At 64.0% G+C, this 23,003-nt stretch carries 20 protein-coding genes; 6 read left to right on the top strand and 14 right to left on the bottom strand.

The window, feature by feature from the left end; translation table 11 throughout:
- Positions 1-11: 11 nt before the first annotated feature.
- The 4 genes from I6F16_RS11565 to I6F16_RS11550 all read right to left on the bottom strand — a co-directional run bounded on the left by I6F16_RS11565 (position 12) and on the right by I6F16_RS11550 (position 3,173).
- Entirely contained in the window at positions 12-1,205 is a 1,194-nt protein-coding gene (locus I6F16_RS11565; RefSeq protein ID WP_036004727.1) for an efflux RND transporter periplasmic adaptor subunit, read from the bottom strand.
- A gap of 1 nt (position 1,206) precedes the next feature.
- Positions 1,207-1,908: a TetR/AcrR family transcriptional regulator gene (locus I6F16_RS11560; RefSeq protein ID WP_063822469.1), complete on the bottom strand. Its 702-nt coding sequence runs from the start codon at positions 1,906-1,908 to the stop codon at positions 1,207-1,209.
- Positions 1,909-2,043: 135 nt separating this feature from the next.
- Positions 2,044-2,634: a thiamine pyrophosphate-dependent enzyme gene (locus I6F16_RS11555; RefSeq protein WP_225173699.1), complete on the bottom strand. Its 591-nt coding sequence runs from the start codon at positions 2,632-2,634 to the stop codon at positions 2,044-2,046.
- Positions 2,631-3,173, bottom strand: a complete 543-nt coding sequence (locus I6F16_RS11550) for a phosphonopyruvate decarboxylase (RefSeq protein WP_036004713.1) — start codon at positions 3,171-3,173, stop codon at positions 2,631-2,633. Before I6F16_RS11550 ends, I6F16_RS11555 begins: the two co-directional genes overlap by 4 nt.
- 105 nt (positions 3,174-3,278) lie before the next feature.
- On the opposite strand from I6F16_RS11550, the gene I6F16_RS11545 reads away from it, so the two are divergent.
- Positions 3,279-4,499: a cytochrome P450 gene (locus I6F16_RS11545; RefSeq protein WP_225149925.1), complete on the top strand. Its 1,221-nt coding sequence runs from the start codon at positions 3,279-3,281 to the stop codon at positions 4,497-4,499.
- A gap of 231 nt (positions 4,500-4,730) precedes the next feature.
- Complete coding sequence (rocD, locus tag I6F16_RS11540; protein WP_225173698.1) at positions 4,731-5,945, top strand: ornithine--oxo-acid transaminase; 1,215 nt, start codon at positions 4,731-4,733, stop codon at positions 5,943-5,945.
- A 263-nt stretch (positions 5,946-6,208) separates the two neighbouring features.
- Here rocD and I6F16_RS11535 read toward each other — a convergent pair whose 3' ends face one another.
- Positions 6,209-6,382 carry a hypothetical protein gene (locus I6F16_RS11535; RefSeq protein WP_225173697.1) on the bottom strand — a complete coding sequence of 58 codons (174 nt, stop codon included), beginning with the start codon at positions 6,380-6,382 and terminating at the stop codon, positions 6,209-6,211.
- Positions 6,383-6,624: 242 nt separating this feature from the next.
- Here I6F16_RS11535 and I6F16_RS11530 point away from each other — a divergent pair, with 242 nt between their 5' ends.
- The 3 genes from I6F16_RS11530 (at position 6,625) to I6F16_RS11520 (ending at position 11,974) form a co-directional block, all read left to right on the top strand.
- Complete coding sequence (locus I6F16_RS11530) at positions 6,625-8,079, top strand: Spy/CpxP family protein refolding chaperone (protein WP_225173696.1); 1,455 nt, start codon at positions 6,625-6,627, stop codon at positions 8,077-8,079.
- 99 nt (positions 8,080-8,178) lie between these two features.
- Positions 8,179-8,565, top strand: coding sequence for a nuclear transport factor 2 family protein (locus I6F16_RS11525; protein WP_050995959.1), 387 nt, complete (start codon positions 8,179-8,181; stop codon positions 8,563-8,565).
- A gap of 37 nt (positions 8,566-8,602) precedes the next feature.
- On the top strand, positions 8,603-11,974 hold the full coding sequence (locus I6F16_RS11520) for an adenylate/guanylate cyclase domain-containing protein (RefSeq protein ID WP_225114416.1): 3,372 nt from the start codon (positions 8,603-8,605) through the stop codon (positions 11,972-11,974).
- 558 nt (positions 11,975-12,532) lie between these two features.
- On the opposite strand, the gene I6F16_RS11510 is transcribed toward I6F16_RS11520, so the two are convergent.
- The 9 genes from I6F16_RS11510 to I6F16_RS11470 all read right to left on the bottom strand — a co-directional run bounded on the left by I6F16_RS11510 (position 12,533) and on the right by I6F16_RS11470 (position 21,897).
- Positions 12,533-13,396 (bottom strand): sugar phosphate isomerase/epimerase family protein, encoded by an 864-nt coding sequence (locus tag I6F16_RS11510; protein ID WP_225114415.1) that lies wholly within the window; start codon positions 13,394-13,396, stop codon positions 12,533-12,535.
- Positions 13,396-14,586: a dihydrodipicolinate synthase family protein gene (locus I6F16_RS11505; RefSeq protein ID WP_225114414.1), complete on the bottom strand. Its 1,191-nt coding sequence runs from the start codon at positions 14,584-14,586 to the stop codon at positions 13,396-13,398. Before I6F16_RS11505 ends, I6F16_RS11510 begins: the two co-directional genes overlap by 1 nt.
- A gap of 120 nt (positions 14,587-14,706) precedes the next feature.
- Positions 14,707-15,858: a Gfo/Idh/MocA family oxidoreductase gene (locus I6F16_RS11500; protein ID WP_225114413.1), complete on the bottom strand. Its 1,152-nt coding sequence runs from the start codon at positions 15,856-15,858 to the stop codon at positions 14,707-14,709.
- Positions 15,855-17,252 (bottom strand): hypothetical protein, encoded by a 1,398-nt coding sequence (locus I6F16_RS11495; protein ID WP_225173695.1) that lies wholly within the window; start codon positions 17,250-17,252, stop codon positions 15,855-15,857. The genes I6F16_RS11500 and I6F16_RS11495 overlap by 4 nt, the downstream gene beginning before the upstream one ends.
- 4 nt (positions 17,253-17,256) lie before the next feature.
- Positions 17,257-18,087, bottom strand: coding sequence for an ABC transporter ATP-binding protein (locus tag I6F16_RS11490; RefSeq protein WP_197424383.1), 831 nt, complete (start codon positions 18,085-18,087; stop codon positions 17,257-17,259).
- Positions 18,088-18,101: 14 nt separating this feature from the next.
- Complete coding sequence (locus I6F16_RS11485; protein WP_036004654.1) at positions 18,102-19,094, bottom strand: ABC transporter substrate-binding protein; 993 nt, start codon at positions 19,092-19,094, stop codon at positions 18,102-18,104.
- Positions 19,095-19,151: 57 nt separating this feature from the next.
- On the bottom strand, positions 19,152-19,961 hold the full coding sequence (locus I6F16_RS11480; protein WP_109144530.1) for an ABC transporter permease: 810 nt from the start codon (positions 19,959-19,961) through the stop codon (positions 19,152-19,154).
- A 205-nt stretch (positions 19,962-20,166) separates the two neighbouring features.
- Positions 20,167-20,943 (bottom strand): TetR/AcrR family transcriptional regulator, encoded by a 777-nt coding sequence (locus tag I6F16_RS11475; RefSeq protein ID WP_225146113.1) that lies wholly within the window; start codon positions 20,941-20,943, stop codon positions 20,167-20,169.
- 105 nt (positions 20,944-21,048) lie between these two features.
- Complete coding sequence (locus tag I6F16_RS11470) at positions 21,049-21,897, bottom strand: VOC family protein (protein WP_225173694.1); 849 nt, start codon at positions 21,895-21,897, stop codon at positions 21,049-21,051.
- Positions 21,898-22,109: 212 nt separating this feature from the next.
- Between I6F16_RS11470 and I6F16_RS11465 the strand changes: the two genes are divergently transcribed.
- The gene (locus I6F16_RS11465) at positions 22,110-23,003 is read left to right on the top strand and encodes a sugar kinase (protein WP_057027031.1); all 894 of its coding nucleotides are present in this window, start codon (positions 22,110-22,112) and stop codon (positions 23,001-23,003) included.

The raw sequence follows: 23,003 nt of genomic DNA, 5'->3' as shown, positions 1-23,003 counted from the left end.
CGAGGATATTGTCAGTAGCGCGGCGGCTGCGCCGGGATCTGCGGGGCCGGATCGGTCGAGATCGATACCGGCGCGCCTGATTGCAGCTTGAGCTGGCCGAGAGCGACGACCTTGTCGCCTACCTTCAGGCCCTTGACGATTTCGACGCGACCCTCGACCCGGTTGCCGGTCTGCACGAAGGTGCGCACCGCCGACAGGCTGGTCTTGCCGTCCTCTTCCTTCTTCTCGGTGATCACGAACACCGAGTCGCCGTACAGCGTGTAATCGACTGCCGTTTCAGGCACCGTGATCACGGCCGGCTTTTCCGGCAGCACCACGGTCGTGGTGACAAACATGCCGGGCTTCAGGATCTTCTCCGGATTGGCAATCGTGGCCTGCACGCGGATGTTGCGAGTATCGGTCGAGATCTGGGGCTCGATCGTGGTGATCTTGCCCTCGAAGGTGCGGCCCGGATAGGCGTCGACCTTCAACCGCACGACCTGGCCGACCTTGAGGCTGCCGGAATCCTTTTCCGTCACCGTGAAGTTGGCCCACAGCTCGGACAGATCGGTCAGCGACACGATCGCCGTGCCGGCGGTCAGATACTGGCCGACCTCGACCTTGCGCATGCCGAGATCGCCGGCGAACGGCGCGCGCACCAGCTTCTGCGAGATCAACGCCTCGGTCTTGGCGATGCCCGCCTGGGCCTGGTCATAGGCAGCCTGCGCGGTATCGACGGTCGCCTGCGGACCGAACTGGCGCGAGGCCAGCTGCTTGGCGCGTTCAAGCGACAGCTGCGCGACGGTCGCTTGCGCCTTGTAATTGGCGAGATCGCCCTGCTCGGGCGCGTCGAACAGTTGCACCAGCGGCGTGCCGGCCTCGACGCGCGTGCCCGGCTCGAACTTGATCGCGGTGACACGGCCGTTGACGTCGGCGCTGACGTCGACCTGATGCACGGCGACGAGGCTGCCGACCGCGGTGAGCAGGTTCGGCACCACCTCGGACTTCGCCTCGGCCGCGCTGACAGCGGTCGGCGGCGGCTTGTTGTTGGCGAAGAATTGCTTGATCATCTGGCCGCGGAAGTAATTGAACCAGACGAGCCCTCCGACGAGCACGGCCAGAAGCGTGCCAACGATGATGAACCAGCGCACTGGCCGGACCGGACGCTTGGGAGCCTTGTTGTCGATCGGTTGCCCCGAAATCTTGTTTTCGGCCACGATGTTCATGTCATGCACTTTCTGCAATCGCCGCCCGGTTCGCATCCGCGGCCTGATTGCGGCCCAGATGCGAAGCAATTGCGGCGTCGTTAAGTCCGATACCCCTCAGGAGAAACTCACAGAGCTGCCGCTCCAGGTCGGTCGCCCTGCCGTAAGCAAGACAGGGCGTGGCCGGCAGCCTGGTCAGCGCCGCGGTCATCACCGCATGATGCGCGAACCAGAACAGGTTGAGCGGATCGCCAGCGCAGGGCCGCGCGTCACCGCTCGCAACCGCACGCTCGAGCGAGGCGACGAAGACAGCGCCGATCAGCGTCTCGATCTTGGCATACAGCAATCGGGCGAATTCGCCGTCATCCAAATGGCTCGTGGCCATTAGCCGCAGGCGCTGGGCCTCTTCCTGATCGGGACCGTCAGCGATCTGGAGGAAGTGCTCGACCATGCCGCGGATCACCTCGACCAGCGTAGCCGTCGACGGCTCGCGCTCGAGCAGCTCCATCAGAGCGGGATCCGCCTCGCATTCGTCGCTGAGGATCTCGGCGTAGAGCGCCGCCTTGGACGGGAAATGCTTGAACAGCAGCGCTTCAGAAATGGCAGCGGCGGCCGCCACGCTCTTGGTCGTGGTGCCGTTATAGCCGTGTCGGGCAAAGCAGCGCTTTGCGGCGCCGAGGATCAATTGACGCCTCAGGTCGCTCGTCATACGCAATGAGCTCATGCTCGGTGAGTAAGCACTCACCCACGCAGGAGTCAAGCACTATGTTGCATCGCAACCTGCGTGCGACCTAAAATCAATGGAAATTGGTCGAGCCTGCACGGCCCGCGTGCAGGCGTTCGGGGATGGACGGACCGCCTAGATCGGCTGGAAGCCGAGGTCAGCACGGATCCGGTTGACGATGTAGGTCCCGTCCCGCGTCGGCAGAATCCGCTCCAGGCCGGCGCTGTCGATCTTCACATTGGCAAAGCGCGGACCCGCAGAGACGTCGTGGACGGCTTTGGCGAAGGCTTCGACTTCGGCCATGGTCGTGACGGCCCGGCTGTCGATAATGCCGCAAGCCCTGGCGATGCCGACGAGGTCGGCGGCGGCGGAGGTGTGGCTGGTCTGGCCGCCGGTCTCGCCATAGGCCTCGTTGTCGAGCACTGCGATCGAGAGGTTGGCCGGCTTCTGCAGGCCGATGGTGGCAAGGCTGCCCATGCCCATCAGCATCTCGCCGTCGCCGGTGATAACCAATACCGGCAGCTTCGGTTGCGCCAGCGCCAGACCCAGCCCGATCATCGCGGCGCCGCCCATGCCGCCCCAGAGGTAGAAGTTGCGGGCGTGGTCGCCGGCGGCGCACATGTCGTTGGTGGAAGCGCCAAGGCCGCCGATCGCGACGACGTTCTTGCGGTTCGCCAGCAACGTGGACACCACCTGCCGGCGGTCGAGGAGATTGGCCTTGCTCATTTGGTGAAAACCTTGGCGCCGATCAGGCGCTGCGACAGAAGGACGGCGGTTGGCGTCAGCGCGTTGTAGGCCTGCGCCGCGGCCGCTTCCAAGACGGCAGGCACCTCGGCAGCGTGCGAGGCGCGCAGCACCTTGACGCCGGAGAGCTCGAACACGCCTTGCGTGGTCGAGCCCATCGGCACCTGCCACGGATTGAACTCGCCCCACTCGCCGCGCATCGTCACGAGCGTGAGGAACGGAAAGCGCAGGATCGGGATCAGCGACAGCATGTTGATGCAATTGCCGACGCCGCTCGACTGCATCAGCAGCACGCCGCGCTGTCCGCCGGCCCAGGCGCCGGCGAGCAGCGCCACGCCCTCCTCCTCCGTCGTCAGCGCAATGCCGCGCATGGTGGAGGAGGCCAATACGCGCTGGATCAGCTTGGAATGACCGGCGTCCGGAACGTAAGGCACCTGCCGGACGTCGAAGCGCTGGAGGGTCGCGAAAATATCGTCGGGCCAGTTCGGCGCCGTGTCGGCAGCGTCAGCGCGTGCGTGCATTTTCCTGTCCGGTCGGCTAGCAAGGTAGAAAGACTGTAGACGCATGCATGCGCCGACCAGAACAACAAAAACGGCATATCGGCTTTAACCGGCGAGTATAACGGGATGAACGCAGATGCGAAGGCGCTGGCCGCAAGCTTCGACCTCGAGAAGCTGACGCCGGAGTTCTACGACAACCCCTATCCGACCTATCGTGCACTGCGGGAGAACGAGCCGGTCAAGCGCCTGCGCAACGGCACCGTGTTCCTGACCCGCTACGATGATCTCGTCACCACCTACAAGAACACGAAGTCGTTCAGCTCGGACAAGAAGCGCGAGTTCGCGCCGAAATACGGCGACACCCCGCTCTACGAACACCACACCACGAGCCTCGTGTTCAACGATCCGCCGTCCCATACCCGCGTCCGCCGCCTGATCATGGGCGCGCTGTCGCCGCGCGCGATCGCCAGCATGGAGGGGGACCTGATCAAGCTGGTCGACGGCCTGCTCGATGCCATCGAAACCAAGGGCGCTTGCGAACTGATCGAGGATTTTGCCGCTTCGATTCCCATCGAGGTGATCGGCAACCTGCTCGACGTGCCTCACGAGGAGCGCGGGCCGCTGCGCGACTGGTCGCTGGCGATCCTGGGTGCTCTCGAACCCGTAGTGTCGCCCGAAGTAGCTGCGCGCGGCAACAAGGCGGTGGCGGACTTCCTCGCCTATCTGCAGACGCTGGTGTCGCGGCGGCGCGCGAAGCCGGGCAATCCCGAGCGCGACGTGCTGACGCGTTTGATCCAGGGGGAAGAGAACGGCGAGCGGCTGACCGAGAAGGAGCTGCTGCACAATTGCATCTTCCTGCTCAATGCCGGCCACGAGACCACCACCAACCTGATCGGCAACGGCCTCGTGGCGCTCGACCGCCATCCCGACCAGAAGCAGCGCCTGATCGAGAACCCGGACATGATCAAGACTGCGGTCGAGGAGATGTTGCGCTACGAGAGCTCCAACCAGCTCGGCAACCGCATGACCACCGAGAAGGTCGAGCTCGGCGGCGTCATGCTCGATGCCGGCACGTCGGTGACGCTGTGCATCGGGGCTGCCAATCGCGACCCCGCGCAGTTTCCCGACCCCGAGCGTTTCGATATCGCGCGCACGCCGAACCGGCACCTCGCCTTCGCCACAGGCGCGCATCAATGCGCAGGCATGGCCCTGGCGCGGCTGGAAGGGGCGATTGCGATCTCGCGCTTCCTGGCGCGCTTTCCGAACTATGCCGTCAGCGGTCAGCCGGTGCGCGGCGGACGGGTGCGGTTCCGCGGCTTCTTGAGCGTGCCCTGCGCGCTTGGCTGAGGGGCCGGCAACCAAACTGCGAAAACAACCCCATGCACAGTAGAGCCTGGGTCGCGGAACGGTGCCCTGTGGCCCGGCAGAACCACCTGACATTTCGGGACTATCAGGCCGCGCCGCGCCATCGGCGCATCAAGGCTTCCGAGCTGACAAACCGATACCCACATTCATTTGGGCGCGACCCGCTGGTGCAGTCGATTGACGCCCCCGCACGCTGCAATGGAGTGACGGCAGATGAGCTCGTCGGTCATTGATTTCATCGCAACAGAAGCGCGCTTCGGGGCCCATAATTACGAGCCGATCGGGGTCGTCCTGTCGCGCGGCGAAGGTGTCTGGGTCTGGGACACCGAAGGCAACCGGTACCTTGATTGCCTGTCCGCCTATTCGGCGGTCAGCCAGGGCCACTGCCACCCCAAGATCCTGGCGGCGATGGTCGAACAGGCGCACAGGTTGACGCTCACCTCGAGGGCCTTCCACAACGACCAGCTCGCCTTGTTCTACGAGGAGATCGCCGCGCTCACCGGTTCCCACAAGGTGCTGCCGATGAACAGCGGCGCCGAGGCGGTGGAAAGCGCGATCAAGTCGGTCCGCAAATGGGGCTACGAGGTGAAGGGCGTGCCGGACGGCCAGGCCGAGATCATCGTCTGTGCCAACAATTTCCACGGACGCACGCTGGGCGTCGTCGGCTTTTCAACCGACCCCGAGACACGCGGACACTTCGGGCCGTTCGCGCCGGGCTTCAAGGTCATCCCGTTCGGCGACGCCGCGGCGCTTGCGGAAGCAATCACCCCAAATACGGTCGCCTTTCTGGTCGAGCCGATCCAGGGCGAAGCCGGTGTCGTCATTCCTCCGGCCGGCTATTTCACTGATGTCCGGGAGCTCTGCACCGCCAACAACGTGATGCTGGTGCTCGACGAGATCCAGACCGGGCTCGGTCGCACCGGCAAGCTGCTCGCCGAACAGCACGAGGGAATTGAGGCGGACGTGACGCTGCTCGGCAAGGCCCTGTCCGGCGGCTTCTATCCGGTCTCGGCCGTGCTCTCGAACAACGACGTGCTCGGGACATTGCGACCCGGGCAGCACGGCTCCACCTTCGGCGGCAACCCGCTTGCCTGCGCCGTGGCCCGCGCGGCGATGCGCGTGCTGGTCGAGGAAGGCATGATCGAGAACGCGGCGAGGCAAGGCGCGCGCTTTCTGGAGGGCTTGAAGGACATTCGCGCCAATACGATCCGCGAGGTGCGCGGGCGCGGCCTGATGCTGGCGGTCGAGCTGCATCCCGAGGCCGGGCTGGCACGCCGCTATTGCGAGGCGCTTCAGGGCAAGGGCATCCTCGCCAAGGATACCCATGAGCATACGATCCGCATCGCCCCGCCGCTCGTGATCACAAGCGACCAGGTCGACTGGGCGCTGGAGCGGTTCGCCGCGATCCTGACGCAGGATTTCTCTTGAGACTGGCTGCGTCGGAAGATCGCAATGCCGGCTGTGACCAAGGACGAACGATTCCACAGTCTGTGCGTTGAAAGTCGTGGGCGATTACGAGTTGGGAGCTAGGATCATGCTTCCGCGTGGCGTTTGCCTGACGGCTGTTTTGGTTGGCGTCTCGATGCTGACGACGAGCGCGCCAGCCCAGGGACCTCTCGGACACGGACGGGGTGGAGGACCACCAGGACCAGCCGCAGCGCCGCCATCAGCACCACCGGCAGCACCACCGGCTATGGCTCGTCCAGCCGCACCGCCAGCAGCACCGCCAGCCATGGCACGTCCGGCCGCTCCGCCGGCCATGGCGCGTCCGGCGGCTCCGCCAGCCATGGCGCGTCCCGCCGCGCCGCCAGCCATGCCGCAGCGACCGGCGATGGCGCCACGTCCGGCGCCCCACATCGCCTCACCGCCACCGCGTCCGACCCCACAAATCAGTGCCCCCCGAGCCGCCCCGCAGGTGGCAGCGCCCCGGCGCGAAATCCATCGCCCGCCGGCAGCGCCGCAACGTCCGGCCATGGCGCCGCGGCCGACGCCGCAGATCGCCGCCCCTTCGCGCCCAAGTGCACCCCCGGCCGTGAGCGAGCGTTCGGGACCGCCGCGTGAGATGCTTTCGCGCCAATCCGCGGAACGCCAAGACCGCATCGACCGCTTGCAGCAGCGCGTGCAGCAACTGCAATCGCAGAAACCGGAAGGCGCAAGGGCGCAGCAACAGCAGCAACGGCTGCTGCAGTCGCAGAGCCGTCTTCTTGAGCGCGAGCAACGCGTGCAACAGCGCTCGCAGCACGTCGAGCAGCGGCAGCGCGACATGCTGTCGCGCCAGACGACGGAGCGCCAGGCCCGCATCGAACGCCTGCAGCAGCGGGTGCAGCAATTGCAGTCGCAAAAGCCCGAAGGCGTGCAAGCGCAACGGGCGCAGCAGCGAATGCTCCAGGCGCAAAACCGCTTGCTTGGCCGAGAGCAGCGCGCGCAGCAAATTGACCTGGCGCGCCAGCAGCGGCTTGGGCTGCAGGCTCCGGCGGAGCGCGCTCCGGCACTTGCAGCCGCTGCGCAGGCCGCCGAGCGCGGACGGTTTGCGGAACGCTTCCGCGAGCAGTCCACTGCGCTGACCCAAGCGGCTCTCGTCACGCGCCAAAGCGGCTGGGCACCCCGGCAGGCCTGGCGTCACCGTCATCCCGCGGTGTTCGTGGCTTGGCTTGGGCCCGTGTTCTGGCCTTACGCCTATTCCGACATCTTCAACTACACATTCTGGTCCTATGGCTACGAGCCCGGATATTGGGCGTACGCCTATGACGACTTCGTCGACACCGTGTTCTGGGGCGGTGACGGCCCCTACTCCGCTTATGCCAGCACCAACTCGTATGACTACCCTCAAGCCGGCGGCGGCTACCGCGCGCGCCAGCGTGCCAGCGTGAGCCCGCAGACGCTTCAGCAATTGTGTGCCACGCCGGACAAGGGCGTGACCGCCTGGCCGCTTGCCGATATCGCACAGGCGGTGCGGCCGACGCCGGAGCAACGCGCATTGCTGGACGAGCTGAAGACGGCGGCGGCCAACGCTGCCGGTGTGTTCAAGGATTCCTGCGCGGAGACTTATGCACTGACTCCCCCTGGCCGCTTGCGCGCGATGATGAACCGCATCAGCGCGACGCTTGAAGCCGTCAAGATCGTTCGACCAGCACTGGAGAATTTCTACAACTCGCTCAGTGACGAGCAGCAGGCCCGCTTCAACGCGCTTGGCCCCAATGTCGGCGAGCGCTCGCCGCAGCAGCAGGAGGCGAGTAGCGAGGGCTGTGGCGATCCGAAGTCCGGGCTGACGCAGTTGCCGATCCAGAGGATCGAGGCTGTGCTCCACCCAGCCGGCAAGCAGAAGGAGGCGCTCGACCGCCTCAGCGAAGCGACGGCGAAGGGCGTTGAGGGCCTACAGGCGGCCTGTCCGAACGATGCGCCGCTGACACCTGTCGGACGGCTGGAGACGATGCAGCATCGGCTCGAGGCCATGCTGACGGCCGCCAAGCTGGTCGAACCCGCCCTGGACGAGTTCTATGCCACGCTGAGCAGCGAGCAGAAGGCGCGCTTCAACAGGCTGCAACAGTTCGCAGCCCAATGAGGGCGTCGCGTTCCCTCGTTGCAATTTGCAGCGGTCGAACGACGTCAGGTGACGTAATCGTTCTCCAACGAAAGCAAGCCCGCGATTGAGGGAGGGATCATGACAGCCTTAGCTTCCTCCATAAAACACGACATTGCTGCGGCGTACGCCGCGTGGGATTCAGCATTCAACAAAGCAGATGCCAGGGCTATCGCGGCGACTTACGTGCCAGACGCCAAATTGTTGCCGCCGACGCATCAAGTGATATCCGGTCCGACAGAGATCGAGAGCTTCTTTGCTGGGCTGTTTTCAAGCGGATTCACCGATCACAGGTTGGTCGTCATCGACACCGGTGGAGATGAGAAGATCGTCTACGGCACGGCCCATTGGAGCGCCAACGGTAAGACACCGGATGGCACCCGCCAACCTGCAGGCGGCATCGCAACCCACGTGTTTGAGCGACAGGAAGATGGTTCGCTGAAGCTGAAGTTGCATACTTTCAATTGAGCTGACCGTCGCCTGATCCGGCACGAGGAGGCTTCTCGTGGATATCGCGCAATGGCTTCGCGGTCTCGGGCTGGAGCGCTACATAAAGACCTTTTGTGACGCTGAAATCACGTCCGAGGTTTTGCCAGAACTGACCGAAGCCGACCTGCGGGAGCTTGGCTTGCCACTCGGCCCGCGCAAGGCTGTGCTAAGAGCAATCCATGCACTCGCTCCACCGATCACCCCGGTGGCGGTCGAGGCCAATCGCCCTACCGGCTACGTGAAGCCATCGATCCCTTCGGACGCGGAGCGTCGACAGCTCACGGTCATGTTCGTCGACCTGGTCGGCTCGACTGCACTTGCTTCAGGGCGCGATCCCGAGGAGCTGCGTGACCTCTTGCAGGCCTACCACAACACCGTGGTCGGCGAGATCGACCGATTCGAAGGCCACATAGCCAAGTTCTTGGGCGATGGCGTACTCGCTTATTTCGGCTGGCCGCGGGCGCACGAAGATGAGGCGGAGCGCGCCGTTCGCGCTGGGCTTCGGGTGACCAAGGCGGTCGCATCGCTTACCGAACCCAGTGGTGCAGCGCTCGCCGCTCGCGTCGGCATCGCAACGGGTCTCGTCGTCGTCGGCGAGTTGATTGGCGAGGGAGAGGCTCGCGAGCGCGCAGTCATCGGCGAAACACCAAACTTAGCAGCCCGACTGCAGGGTTTGGCCGAGCCCAGTGACGTGGTGATTGCCGAGTCAACGCGCCGCCTACTCGGAGAAGCTTTCACATACCACGACCTCGGCAGAGTGCCTCTCAAGGGGTTCCCGGAATTGGTGCAGGCGTGGCTGGTCATTGGTGAAGGCGCAGCAGAGAGCAGGTTCGAGGCCCAGCACGGCATGGCAACGACCGCACTGGTCGGACGGAATGAAGAACTTGCATTGCTCTTGGACCGCTGGGAGCAGGCAAAGGAGCGGGAAGGACAGATCGTCCTGCTCGGCGGCGAAGCCGGCATTGGCAAGTCGCGGCTCGTGCGAGCCTTACGCGACCAAGTCGCACGTGTGCCGCACACGCCACTGAGCCATTTCTGTTCACCATTTCATACCAACACCGCATTGTATCCCGTCGTTGGCCTCCTTGAACGAGCAGCGGCAATACGGCGGGAGGACGCTTCCGACGAACAGCTCGACAAGCTCGAGGCCATGCTCGCGCTTGGTACGGACGATGTGCAGGAGAGCGCGCCGATTCTCGCGGACCTCTTGGCAATCCCGACACGGGACAGATACCCACCCCTTGCACTTAGTCCACACCAGAAGAAGGAGCGAACATTCCAGGCCCTTCTGGAACAGATACAAGGCTTGGCGGCAAGACAGCCGGTCCTTGCCATTTACGAGGACGTCCATTGGGCGGACCCTACCATGCTCGAATTTCTCGATCGGCTTGTCGACGAGATGCAGCGGCTTCCGATCTTGATGATCATTACCTTCCGGCCCGAGTTCGTTCCGCGCTGGACGGGTCATGGACATGTGACAGCGCTCTTTCTAAGCCGATTAGGACGTCGGCAAGGGGCGGCAGTCGTTGACCGGATCACGGGCGGCAAAACACTCCCTCAGGAGGTGCTTGAGCAGATTCTGGCCAAGACCGATGGCGTGCCGTTGTTCGTCGAGGAGCTCACCAAAGCCGTCGTCGAATCCGGGCTGCTCAAAGACCACGGCAGCCGTTATGAGCTGATCGGCCCATTACCGCCGCTGGCGATCCCGACGACGCTGCAGGACTCCTTGATGGCCCGGCTTGATCGGTTGGCGCCGGTCAAGGAGGTTGCCCAGATTGCAGCTTGCATCGGACGCGAATTCGGACACGATCTTCTCCGCTCCGTAACGGCGCTCGACGAACACGCGCTCCAGCATGCTCTCAATGATCTATTGGCGGCGGAACTGATATTCCGTCGTGGCGTGCCTCCGAATGTTGGCTACAGCTTCAAACATGCGCTGGTGCAGGACATCGCGCACGAGAGTCTTCTAAAGAGCAAGCGGCAGCAGATCCATGCCCGCATAGCTGCAGCTCTCGAACAACATTACCCTGCCCATGCTGAGGCGGAGCCGGAGACGATCGCTCTGCATCTCACCGAGGGTGGACTGGCAGGAAAGGCGGTGGACTATTGGCTGCGGGCCGGCCGCATTGCGGCTGGGCGTTCCGCAAATCTCGAAGCGATCACTCATCTCACAAGGGGGCTGGAGGCGCTCAAGTCCAATCCACCAGGCCCGGAGCGCGATCGTCAGGAACTCGCTCTGCAAACAGCAATCGGAGGTCCACTGATTGCCATCCACGGATACACGGCTCCGCAGCTTGGCACAGCCTTCAGCAGGGCTCATGCGCTCTGCTATGAACTCGACGACACGGGCGCCTTGTTCTCCACCCTTAGCGGCAAATTCATTTTCCACTTCGTGCGCGGCGACTTTGCTGCCATGCAGAGCCTCGTTGCCGAGGCGCAGCGCGCCGCCGAGCGCACCAGTGACACAGCGCTGGAACTAGCTGTGCATCGTCTGGCCGCGCTCACCGCCATGCATGCCGGTGATTTTCTAACCGCACGCTCGGAGTTCGAAACGATCTTGAGTCGCTATCAGCCGGAGGAGCATCGGCCTCCACCTGTGCACTACGTACATGACCCAAAAGCCTCGGCGCTACCCTACTTGGCGATTGTGCTTTGGGTTCTGGGTTACCCCGAACAGGCTCAGCGGACTAGCCGTGCCGCATCCCAATACGCCATGGAGTTGAACCAGACGAACCTTACCGCGCATGTGCAGGTCTATGGCGAGGCGGCTCTTGCGGAGCTCATGGGAAACGTGGCGGCCGTCCATGCGCACGCCGACGCCATCATCGATCTCGCCGATCAGAACAGCTTGAACTATTGGCGCGTGAGCGGCCTCATCCTGCGGGGCTGGGCAATGGCGCAAGAGGGCGACGCGGAGGCCGGCCTGGCCATCATGCGCCTCAGCCTGAACGAGCGGAACAGGCTCGGAGCCAGTTGGTACCAAGTTCGGTACTTATGGATGCTCGCGACCACCTACCTCTACTCAGGTGACTACGACAACGGCGTCGCCGCCCTTGCCGAAGCAAAGGTCCTTGCCGCGCGCAGCGACGAGCATATGTGGGAGGCAGAACTTGCATGCATCGATGGCGAACTGCACCGGATTCGTGGTGCTCCAGCTGACGAGGTCGAGGGGTATTTGCAAACTGCACTCAAGGTCGCCCAAAGCCAGAGCGCAAAGTCCTTTGAATTACGTGCCGCAATGAGTTTGGCTCGGCTTTGGCGCGACCAGGGTAGGATAGCCGACGCGCGGTGCCTTCTTGGCTCGGTTTACGGCTGGTTTACGGAAGGCTTCGAAACGCCGGACCTTCGTTCCGCCAAGGCGCTCATGGAGGAGCTTTCCCGATCATGATCGCGCGCTTTTCAAGCTTCAGACGTTGCCGTACAGCGAGCGCACGGGTGATACGGCAACCCTCTACTTGCGTTATTGGATCTGAACACGAGGCAATTCCGCTGTGGGTCACAAGCAGTGCTGCTCTGGACGATCAGCCCGACCCTTCCTTTCATGAGTACAGGCCTTTCTGTCCTCACGCGGCCGAAATCGTCTTCCGCTCAGCACGTCGCATCTGCGATCGCTTGAGGCTGCTCTACCTCATTCAAGACGATGGCGTTGCATTGTTGGAAATGGGAAGATAGCTCGAGGTCAGCCAGATGATCCCAGTATTCTGCCTCTGCGAGCAGCTTCCATTTGTTCATGCTGTTGTACGCGGCCTGTTGACGGCAGAGTGAGCTCATCGCACGCAAGCGTCGCACTTTCTCCACTGCGAACCTCCCTCCGCGCCTTCTTGGTTGCAAGCGCATTTGTGTCGTCAGAGCTTCGCAGATCGAATTGACGAGTGATAGTCCGGGATTCAACGGAAAAATCGATGATAGCGCAATCGTCTGACTTTTCACGAGACACTCGAGGCAACTACACCACCGTCCTATGCCGCGTGATGCAGGTGCGCAGCACCTCGTCCATCGGCTTGCCCCACCAATCGTTGGAGAAAATCTCGATCTCGGAATAGCCGGCAAAACCCTGCGCTTCGACCGCCGCACGCACCGATTTGATGTCGATGACGCCATCTCCCATCATGCCGCGGTCGTTGAGGATGTCCTTGGTCGGCACCAGCCAGTCGCAGACGTGGAAGGCGAGCAGGCGATCCTTTCCGGCGCGCGCAATCTGGCTCATCAACTCAGGGTCCCACCAGATGTGATAGACGTCGAGCGCGACGCCGAGCATGCCGGTGCGGCCGGGGTCGAGCCGGTCGCAGATATCGAGCGCCTGCTTGGTTGTGTTTACGCAGGCGCGGTCGGCCGCATAGGCCGGATGCAACGGTTCGATCGCCAACGGCAGCTTGGCTTGCCTCGCGTAGTCGAGCATGTCAGCGAGCGCTTCCTCGACCTGCCCGCGCGCTGCCACCAGATCCTTCGAAGCCTCACTGCCCGGCCGCGAGTATTGCGGCAGGCCGCCGACGACAAGGACGATACAGGGCGCGCCCAGTGCCTTGGCTTCATCGACACAGCGCCTGTTATCGTCGCGCACTTCGCCCCGGCGCGAGACATCCGAGGTGAACATGCCGCCGCGGCAATAGCCTGAGAGATCAAGGCCAGCCTCGCGCACCGCGCGCGCGACGCGGTCGAGACCGACGTTCGCGACCTGGTCGCGCCAGGGATCGATGGCTCGGATGCCGTGCTTCGCGCAGGCCTCGATGATGGCGACGAGGTCACCCTGCTTGCGGACGGTCGCCGTGTTCAGCGACAGCCAGCGGTGGTCGGACGAAAAATCGCGCATCAGGATTCGATACCGTGGGTGGCGAGCACGGTTTTCATCCGTTGCGTCGCGAGTTCAGGGTTGGCGAGCAGGCCGGCCTTGTCAGCGAGACGGAACAGTTCGGCCAAATGCAGCGTGGACCGCGTGCTCTCCTGTCCGCCGACCATGGTGAAATGATCCTGGTGTCCGTTGAGGTAGGCCATGAACACGACGCCGGTCTTGTAGAACCGCGTCGGCGCCTTGAAGATGTGACGCGACAGCGGCACCGTCGGGCCCAGCACGTCGTGGAAGCCTGCCTCGTCGCCTGCCGCCAGCCGCGACAGCGCGTAGGACGCCGCCGGCGCGATCGCATCGAAGATACCGAGCAGCGCGTGCGAAAAGCCCTGTTCGTCGCCGGCGATCAGCTCCGCGTAGTTGAAATCGTCGCCGGTGTACATCTTGATGCGGCTGTCGAGGCGGCGACGCATGTCGATCTCGCGCTGCTTGTCGAGCAGCGAGACCTTGACGCCGTCGACCTTGGCGGCGTTGCCGTTGATGATGCCGACGGCAATGTCCATCGCCTTGTCGAGATCCCTCGTGCCCCAATATCCCGCCAGCGCCGGATCGAACATGTCGCCGAGCCAGTGGATGATCACGGGCTCACGGACCTGCGAAAGCACGCGGTCATAGACTTTGGCGTAATCGTCCGCATTGCGACCGAGTTTTGCGAGAGCCCGCGAGGCCATCAGGATGATGCGGCCGCCGACTTTCTCCACCGCCGAGATCTGCTCTTCATAGGCGCGGATGACGTCGTCGAGGCTCCCAGCGTCCTCCACTGCGAGATGATCCGTGCCGGCGCCGGAGAACACCAGCGCGTTGCGCCGCTTGGCGGCGCCGACCGAGCGCGTGATCAGCTCCAGCGAGGTCGGCCAGTCCAGCCCCATGCCGCGCTGCGCGGTGTCCATGGCTTCGGCAACGCCGAGGCCGAGGTCCCAGACGTGCTCGCGGAAGGCGATGGTCTTGTCCCAGTCGACCGCAACCGACAGCCAGGGATCGTTGTCGGCGAAGGGATCGGCGACCGTGTGCACGGCCGAGAAGGCGATGCGGTTCAGCGGCCCTTCGAGCCTTGCGGGGAACGTGCGCGAGGCCGCGAGCCGATAGGTCTCGATCGAGCGATCGGCTTTGGGCAGCTTCAGCGACAGGGATGACATTGGTTGGACTGGCTTGTTCATTTTGGTCCTCTCTCCGTCATTGCGAGGAGCGAAGCGACGAAGCAATCCAGGGTCTTTCCGCGGAGGCAGTCTGGATTGCTTCGCTTCGCTCGCAATGACGAAATCATGAGCATCGGAATGTCACACCTTGATGGGCGCGACGTCGATCCAGCGCCGCTCCTTCCAGCTCTTCAGCGCGCATTCGGCGAGCTGCACGCCCTTGGCGCCTTCGAGCAGCGTGAACTTGTAGGGCGCATCCTCGTAGACGTGGCGGATGAACATTTCCCACTGCTCTTTGAAGCCGTTGTCGTAGGTGACGTTATCCGGGAGCTTCTGCCAGTCGCCGTAGAAGTCGTGCAGCCGCTTCTCGTCGGGATTCCACACCGGGCGCGGTGTCGCCTGCCGCGCCTGGATCATGCAGTCGGTGAGGCCCGCGACCGCCGAGCCGAGCGTGCCGTCGACCTGGAAGGTGACGAGATCGTCGCGATAGACGCGCGTAACCCAGGACATGTTGATGTGGGCGATGACGCCGCCTTCGAGCTGGAATGTGGCGTAGGCGGAATCGTCCGCAGTTGCCTTGTACTTCTGGCCCTGCTCGTCATAGCGCTCGGGGATGTCGGTGTTGCCGATGCAGCTGACGCTCTGGACGTTGCCGAAGAGGTTGTCGAGCACGTAGCGCCAGTGGCAGACCATGTCGAGGATGATGCCGCCGCCATCCTCATCGCGATAGTTCCAGGACGGCCGCTGCGCCTCCTGCCAGCCGCCCTCGAATACCCAATAGCCGAACTCGCCGCGCACCGAGAGGATGCGCCCGAAGAAGCCGGAATCGCGCAGGAAAGCGATCTTCTTCAGCCCCGGCAGGAACAGCTTGTCCTGCACCGTGCCGTGCTTGACGCCCTTGGCATTGGCGAGCTTCACGACCTCGACGGCCTCCTCGAAATTCGTCGCGATCGGCTTCTCGCAATAGACGTGCTTGCCGGCGTTGATGGCCTGGGTCAGCAGGCCGGGCCGCGCCTGCGTCGTCGCGGCGTCGAAGAACATGGTGTCGTTCTTGTCGGAGAGCGCGGCATCGAGATCGGTGGTCCAGCGGGTAATGTTGTAGCGCTTGGCCAGCGCCTCGACCTTGTCGGCGCTGCGGCCGACCAGGATCGGGTCGGGCATGACACGGTCGCCGTTCTTCAGGCGGACGCCGCCCTGGTCGCGGATCGCGACGATCGAGCGGATCAGATGCTGATTGAGCCCCATGCGGCCGGTGACGCCGTTCATGATGAGGCCGAGGCGTTGGGTGGTCATGCCAATTGCTCCTGAATTGGTGTTGGCTGTGCGAGCGGATGCAGTGTCGACCATTCAGGATGGACCGACGAGGCGAAGCCCGCGCAATGAAGCGATCCCGTCAGGAGATCGCCGTCGTGAATGGAGAGCCGGATGCCCCGCCTGGCATCGGCATAGAGATCGGGATGCGCGGCGGCGAAGGCCTGAGCTTCTGCTATGGGCGTTTCACCGAAGCCATCGACGTAGTGGTGGCCGTTGCGCTCGGCGTGGGTGACGCCGATGAAGGCACCGAGCGCAAGATCCTGCTGCACGGCAAGGCCGGCCTGGCAGGTGAGGTCCTCACCAGTGATGAAGAAGGCTTCGCCTTGCGCGCTCCATTTCGCCACACGCGTGGCGTTGATGATTGACTTGTAAAGTCCCTTGCAAGATTTCGAGGAGATGCCGCGATAGCCGAGCGCCCGTGCTGCCGGGAACGCGTCGTAGGAATCGTCGGCTTCGTCGATGATGAAGCCGCGTGTGCCCAGCGCGCCGAGCGGCGTTCGCCGCGTAATGTCGCGCGGCATCGGCTGCTCGACATAGAGCAGGCGCGCGGCAATCGGGCGCAGCGCGGCGTCGCGATTGAGCCCGTCCATCAGCGCCTGTAACGCGGCGAGATCGGCATACTGCTCGTTGGCATCGAGCGTCACCTTGTAGTCGCGTCCAAGCGTGTCGAGCTGCTTGCCGATCCGGGCGAGCCGCGCCGCATCGGCAGCCGGATCGCCGGACAGCTTGAGCTTGAAAAAGCGCGCGCCGGTATTCTCGCGCGGATCGGCAATGCCGCCCTCACCCTCGACGACATCATCAAGGCCCACGGTATGCCTGATGGCAACACGCGCCAGCGGCACCCGGCCGGCGAGAAACGTCCTGATGTCCCGCTCGCTCAGGTCAGGAGAAAGCCGCGCATCGATGCCGGCGATGTTCGCGGCCATTCCTTCAAAGAAGCTGGTACTTATCGCGCGCAGCAGCGCATCGAGGATGGCCTTGTCGATCTCCGCCGGGCCATAGGCCGCAGCCAGCCCCGGAATGTTCTCCTTCGCGCAGGTCGCGATCTGGGCACCGATGCAGGAGGCATGCAGATCGAACGCCGTCTGGAAGCCGGTCCGTGCCAGATAGAGTCCGCGCGCGATCTCCAGCGAGCGACGCAACTCGTCCACCGTCTGCGCTGGCGACAGCTCCGGCCGCTTGTCGAACCACTTTGGTACCAGCAGCTCGGCGCTGGCACCGACGGCGGTGCCCCGGCCCTCGACCTCGATCTCGGCCCGCACGAACAGCTGCGGCGTCGCGTTGATCGTGATCGCACCGAAGCGGAACGGCCGCGCGAACTGCACGGGACGTTCGAAGAAGGCGATGTCTCGCAGCTTCAGGCGGGGGGACATGGTTTCAGTCCAACGCCCCTTGCGAGAAGAAATGCTTGCGGATGCGCTGCACCAGCTCCGTAAACACCGGGTCGGCCATCGCGTCGAGCGAGCGCGGGCGCGGCAGCGGCACGTCGTAGATCGCGGCGATCGCGCCGGGGCGCTCGGTCATAACCAGCACGCGGTCGGCGAGGAACACGGCCTCCGGAATCGAATGCGTGATCAGGAGCACGGTCTTCTTCGTCTCGCGCTGGATCCGCATCAATTCGACATTCATGCGCTCGCGTGTCAGCGCGTCGAGCGCGCCGAACGGCTCGTCCATCAGCATGATCTTCGGATCGTGCACCAGCGCGCGGCAGATCGAGGCGCGCTGCTGCATGCCGCCGGAGAGCTGCCAGGGCAGCTTCTTCTCGAAGCCTTCGAGGCCGACCAGCTTCAGCAGCGACTTGGCGCGGTCGAGATATTCCTGGCGCGGCAGCCGCTTCATGTCGATCGGCAGCATCACGTTGGAGAGGATGTTGCGCCAGGGCAAGAGCAGCGCGTTCTGGAACACGATGCCGACATTGCCGTGCGGCGTCGTCACCTTCTGGCCCTCGACCAGGATCTCGCCCGTGGTCGGCGCCAGCAGGCCCGAGATCAATTTGAGCAGCGTGGACTTGCCGCAGCCGCTTGGGCCGACCACGACGAAGAACTCGCCGTCATTGATGTGGAAGTCGAGCGGCCGCAGCGACGGCACATCGCCGTCGCGCGTCCGGTAGGTCTTCGACACGCCCGACAGCTTGATGCCCGACGCATCGCCGGCAGCCCGGTCGCTCACCAGTCTCAGATGAGCGGCCGACTGCGCGTTTTCACTCATGACCGTCGCAGGTTTCACGAGCCGCTCTTCGGCAGATAGTCGTTGGTGTAGAAGGCCTTCGGGTTCTCCTTGGCCTTGGCGTCTAGGCCGCCATATTCCACCAGCAGGTTGACGGTCTCGGTCATGTTCTGCTCGGTGACCTGGAACGGACGCTTGCCCTTGGTCTCCGCGGTCCGGTAGAGCGGGATGGTCAGCTCAAAACCCTGCGTCAGCGTGTCGATCTTGCCGCCCTTGGGGTTGGCATCGAGGATCGATTGCGCCGCCGCCTTCGGCTCCTTCTCGGCAGCTTCGACCGCCTTGGTCGTCGCCGACATGAAGCGGCGGACGAGGTCCGCATTGGCCTTCACGTAGTCGGTGTTGGCGATGACGCCCGAGGAGACCATGTTGATGCCGTAGTCGGCGAACTTGATCGGATAGACATCCTTGCCGGTGGCGTCCTTGATCTTCATCGACTGGTCCATGACGTAGCCGAGCAACAGATCCGCCTGGCCGTTGATGACGGCGTTGAGCTTGGTCTGGCCGTCGCCGGCGACGGTCTTGAAGTCGCTTTCCTTCAGGCCGGTCTTCTTCAGGAACAGCGGCCAGATCTGCGTCATGGAATCGGCCGGCGTGATCGCCACCGTCTTGCCCTTGATGTCTTCAGGCTTCCTGATGTTCTTGTCGGCGAAGCCCATGGCGGACATCGGGCTCGTTTGCAGCAGCACGCCGGTTGCGACCACGGGCGCGCCCTTGATCGCGGCGCGCATCATGGTGGGGACGTCGACATAGCCGAAGTCCGCGGTCTTGGCGGCAACCGCCTGCGTGGTCGCAGCCGAGCCGCGGCCTTCCTGGATCTCGAGCTCGATGCCTTCGGCGGCGTAGATGCCCTTGGCCTTGCCGTAATAGAACGGCGCGTGCTCGCCATAGACGTACCAGTTCAGCATCAGCACGACCTTGTCGGCTGCCTGCGCCGGCATGGCTGCGAACGCCATCAGTGCTAAGGATGCAGCTCCAATCAACCGCTTCATCGTTTCTCTCCCTTGCCGTTGGTTGCGTCGGCCGTTGGTGGCCGCTCGTTGCTTTAGTCAGGATGCAAAGATCACGTCCTCGCGCTGGCTGACATGCCAGGGAATGACCAGCTTCTCGATCCGGTCGACGATCCAGAACAGGATCACGCCGAGCAGCGCCAGGATCACCAGCGCCGCGAACATCGTCGGCAGGTCGAAAGTTCCGATCGAGCGCTGCATCACGTAGCCGATGCCGGAATTGGAGCCGACGAACTCGCCGACCACCGCGCCGACCACGGCCAGCGTCACCGACACTTTGAGACCGGAGAAGATCGCCGGCAGCGCATGCGGCAGGTTCACCGCGCGGAACACCTGCAGGCGGCTGCCCTGCATGGCACGGGCGAGATCGACCATATCGGGATCGACCGATTTGAAGCCTTGCACCGCGGAGACCACGACCGGGAAGAAGCCGAGCAGGAACGCCGAGATCACCTTGGGAATGATGCCGAAGCCGAACCACACCACAAACAGCGGGGCGATCGCGATCTTCGGCACCGATTGCGAGAACACCAGCAGTGGATAGACGTAGCTCTCCACCGTCTTCGAGCCCGCGATCAACATCGCGACGGGAATGCCGAACAGCGCCGACAGCAGGAAGCCGCAGACGGTCGCATAGGTGGTCGGCCAGGACTGGCGCAGCAGCTCCGGCCATTCGGTGCGCAGCACGGCGACGACGTCGAGCGGCGCCGGTATCTGGTAGGCCGGGATTCTGAACAGCCGGATCGCGAGATCCCAGGCGACGACGATGAAGACCAGGAACAAGAACGGCCGAACCCAGGCTGCATTCAGCAGCTTGGAAACAGCGTTTTGCGGCTTCGGCTCGGCCAATTTTCACTCCCGGCAGTCTTCTTCATTATGGGGAGAAATTAACCCGTTGGATAAATACTGTCCAGAGCTTTCCCTGTGACGTTTTGCGGCGGCAGTTCCCCGTCATGCCCGGGCTTGTCCCGGGCATCCACGTCTCTCCTACGCGCGGATGCACGTGGATGGCCGGGACAAGCGCGGCCATGACGGATACGGAAAGCTTTGAGAACTACACCGCTTGCACGACCGCGGCGTGCGGCTTCGGCATCTTGCCGATCTCGAACAGCGCGGCGGACTTGCCTGTCAGCGCCGCCAGCACGAGGCCGGACATGTGCGCCAGCCGCTCGTCCTTGGCCTTCTTGTCCAGGAGATCGCGGCCGAAGATCACGCTGAGCGTTGCCGAATTGGAGAGATAGAAGAAGCTGAGCGCTGCAATCGAGATGTAGAGCTGCACCGGATCGACCGCGACCTGGAAATCGCCGCTGTCGACGCCGCGGCGCACCACGGTGCGGATCATCTCGACGAAGGGCGAATGCATGGACTTGACCTTGGTCGATTTCTTCAGGTGCTTGGCGCGCGCGAGGTTCTCGGTCTGCAGCAGCGACAGGAATTCGGGATTGCGCAGGAAGTAGTTCCAGGTGAACTCGATCAGGCGGCGGATCGCCTCGGGCGGATCGAGATGTTCGAGGTCCAGCCCGCGCTCCTCGCTGCGGATCTTGTCATAGGCGCCTTCGAGCACGGCGAGATAGAGCTCGTCCTTGTTGCCGACGTGATAGTACAGCATGCGCTTGTTGGCGCCGGCCTTGGCCGCGATGCGGTCGACGCGCGCGCCGGCAAGGCCATGGGCGGAAAACTCCTGCTTGGCGGCTTCGAGAATGCGCAGCCGCATCCCCTCGGGGTCGCGCTGCCATTTCAGAGTTCGCTTTGCCTTCGCCAAACCGGGTGCTCGCTGGGTGCCGACAAGACGCGTGTAGCACGCGAGCGTGAGTTTGAGAATGTTCGTCATTCCGGGGCGCGCCTCTTGGCGCGAGCCCGGAATCCATTGGGCGGCAGAGTCAGCCGCGAAATGGATTCCGGGTTCGATGCTACGCATCGCCCCGGAATGACAGAATCACTCCACCGGCTTCGGCGAACGCTCCAGCAGCACGGTCTGGATTCCGCAGGTGCCGTTGCGCACGGTCATGATGCGCGTCCCCGGCTTGCGGCCGGTGCGCACCTCGCTGACGTCGAGTCCGCTCGCGATCAGGCGGGCGCGGGTGGCGTCGATGTCGCCGACCCGCCAGCTCAGGCCCCAGAGCCGGTCATGCGCGGCATCGCCGCCCGCGACCGGGCGGCGCACCACCTCGACGATGAGATCGCCGCAGCGGAAGAACATCAGCTGGCCCCAGTCCTGGTGCGAGCGGTCGAGCGCGAGATCAAGGCCGAGCCGGGCGCCGTAGAGCGCGGCGGCGCGCTCGGAATCCTCCGTGGTGACGACGACGTGGTCGAGCCCCTCGATCGGCGCGATGTCGGTCGCGGCCGACTTCGGACGCTCGTCGGCCAGCTCCAGGAAGAACATGCGCACGCCGCGCGTCAGCTCCGTGGCGGCCCGCGTGCGCTTCCAGTGCAGCACGGCGTCAGTGGCGGCGTCGCTGCTTTCGACCTCGGCGACCGTATCAGGCCTCAGGGCCACCCGCTCCAGCCGGCGGTGCATCTTGCCGATGTCGGCGACACGAAAGCACAGGCTGGCGAGGATGCCTTCCTGGTCGCCGAGCAGTGCGCGCATACGGTCGGCGGTGACGCTGAAGCCGTGAGGGGCCATCAGCTCGACGGTCACGTTGTCGAGGGTGAACAGCACCCGGTCGGCGCCCTCGCCCGAGTTCTGCCAGGCCGGCGCGCGGGCGAGCAGCGTTTGATAGGCCGCCTTGGCCGCGCCGATATCGCCTACGAGAACGACGATGTGATCGAGGCCGGTGATCATTCTGCACCCTTTTTGTGGACCGGGAACCCCGGGAGCGAAAGACGGCGTTTGTCCGGGCTTGGCATGGGCCAGTGATGGTCGTATTCCCGGACCATGCTGACCTCAAGCGCTTCGGACGGCAGTTTTGCGAATAATTTCAGCGTCCCTCCGGAGCGGAACCGGTGCTAGAGTAATCTCGCCGGCCGGGACCACAAGCGCATCACGGACAAGCAATGCAGGCTCTCTTCATCGGACAGACCTATATCGACGTCGTCTTCATCACCGACCACATGCCGACCGGCGACGAGAAGCACGTGGCGCGCGACTACGCGGTCTCCTTCGGCGGCAATGCGGTGACGGCGGCGTTCTGCTGCGCCAAGCTCGGCATCGTGCCGGACCTGATCGCGACCGCAGCCAATGACTGGCTGGGGCGCATGTTCCAGGACATGTGCGCGAAGTACGGCATCTCGCTGCACGGGCGCAAGGTCAACCAGTCCTCGCTCTCCTTCATCATGCCCAAGGACGGCAAGCGCGCCATCGTCCGCTGCCGCGACGACGAGCACATCCACCCCTTTCCGATGCTCAATCTCGGCGGCTGCCGCGCGCTGCATGTCGACGGCCACCAGCCGGATGCCGCCATCCACTACGCTAAGGTGTGCCGCGAGGCCGGCATCCTGACCTCGCTCGACGGCGGCGGCCTGCGCACCAACACCCATGAGCTGCTCGAATTCATCGACGTCGCCATCGTCGCCGAGCGCCTGTGCGAGCAGATGGATCTGACGCCGGAGAAGATGCTCGACTATCTCAAGAGCCGCGGCTGCAAGATCGGCGGCGTCACCATGGGCGAGAAGGGCCTGTTCTGGTACGACGAAACAGGCACGGTGCAGGTGATGCCGGCGATGCCGATCCCGCGCGAGCGCGTGATCGACACCAACGGCGCTGGCGACGTCTTCCACGGCGCCTATGTCTATTCCTACCTCGCCCATCCCGGCAAAAGCTGGCGCGAGCATTTCGACTTTGCCCGCGCCGCCTCGACCTACAAGATCCAGCGCCTCGGCAACGAGGCCGGCTTGCCGACGCTGGTCGATATCGCCAAGGTCAGGCACGAGTTCGAGGTCAGGGTCTAG

This window comes from Bradyrhizobium sp. IC4060 (assembly GCF_020193715.1).
Taxonomy (GTDB): domain Bacteria; phylum Pseudomonadota; class Alphaproteobacteria; order Rhizobiales; family Xanthobacteraceae; genus Bradyrhizobium; species Bradyrhizobium yuanmingense.
This window is presented reverse-complemented; position numbering and strand designations above follow the sequence as displayed.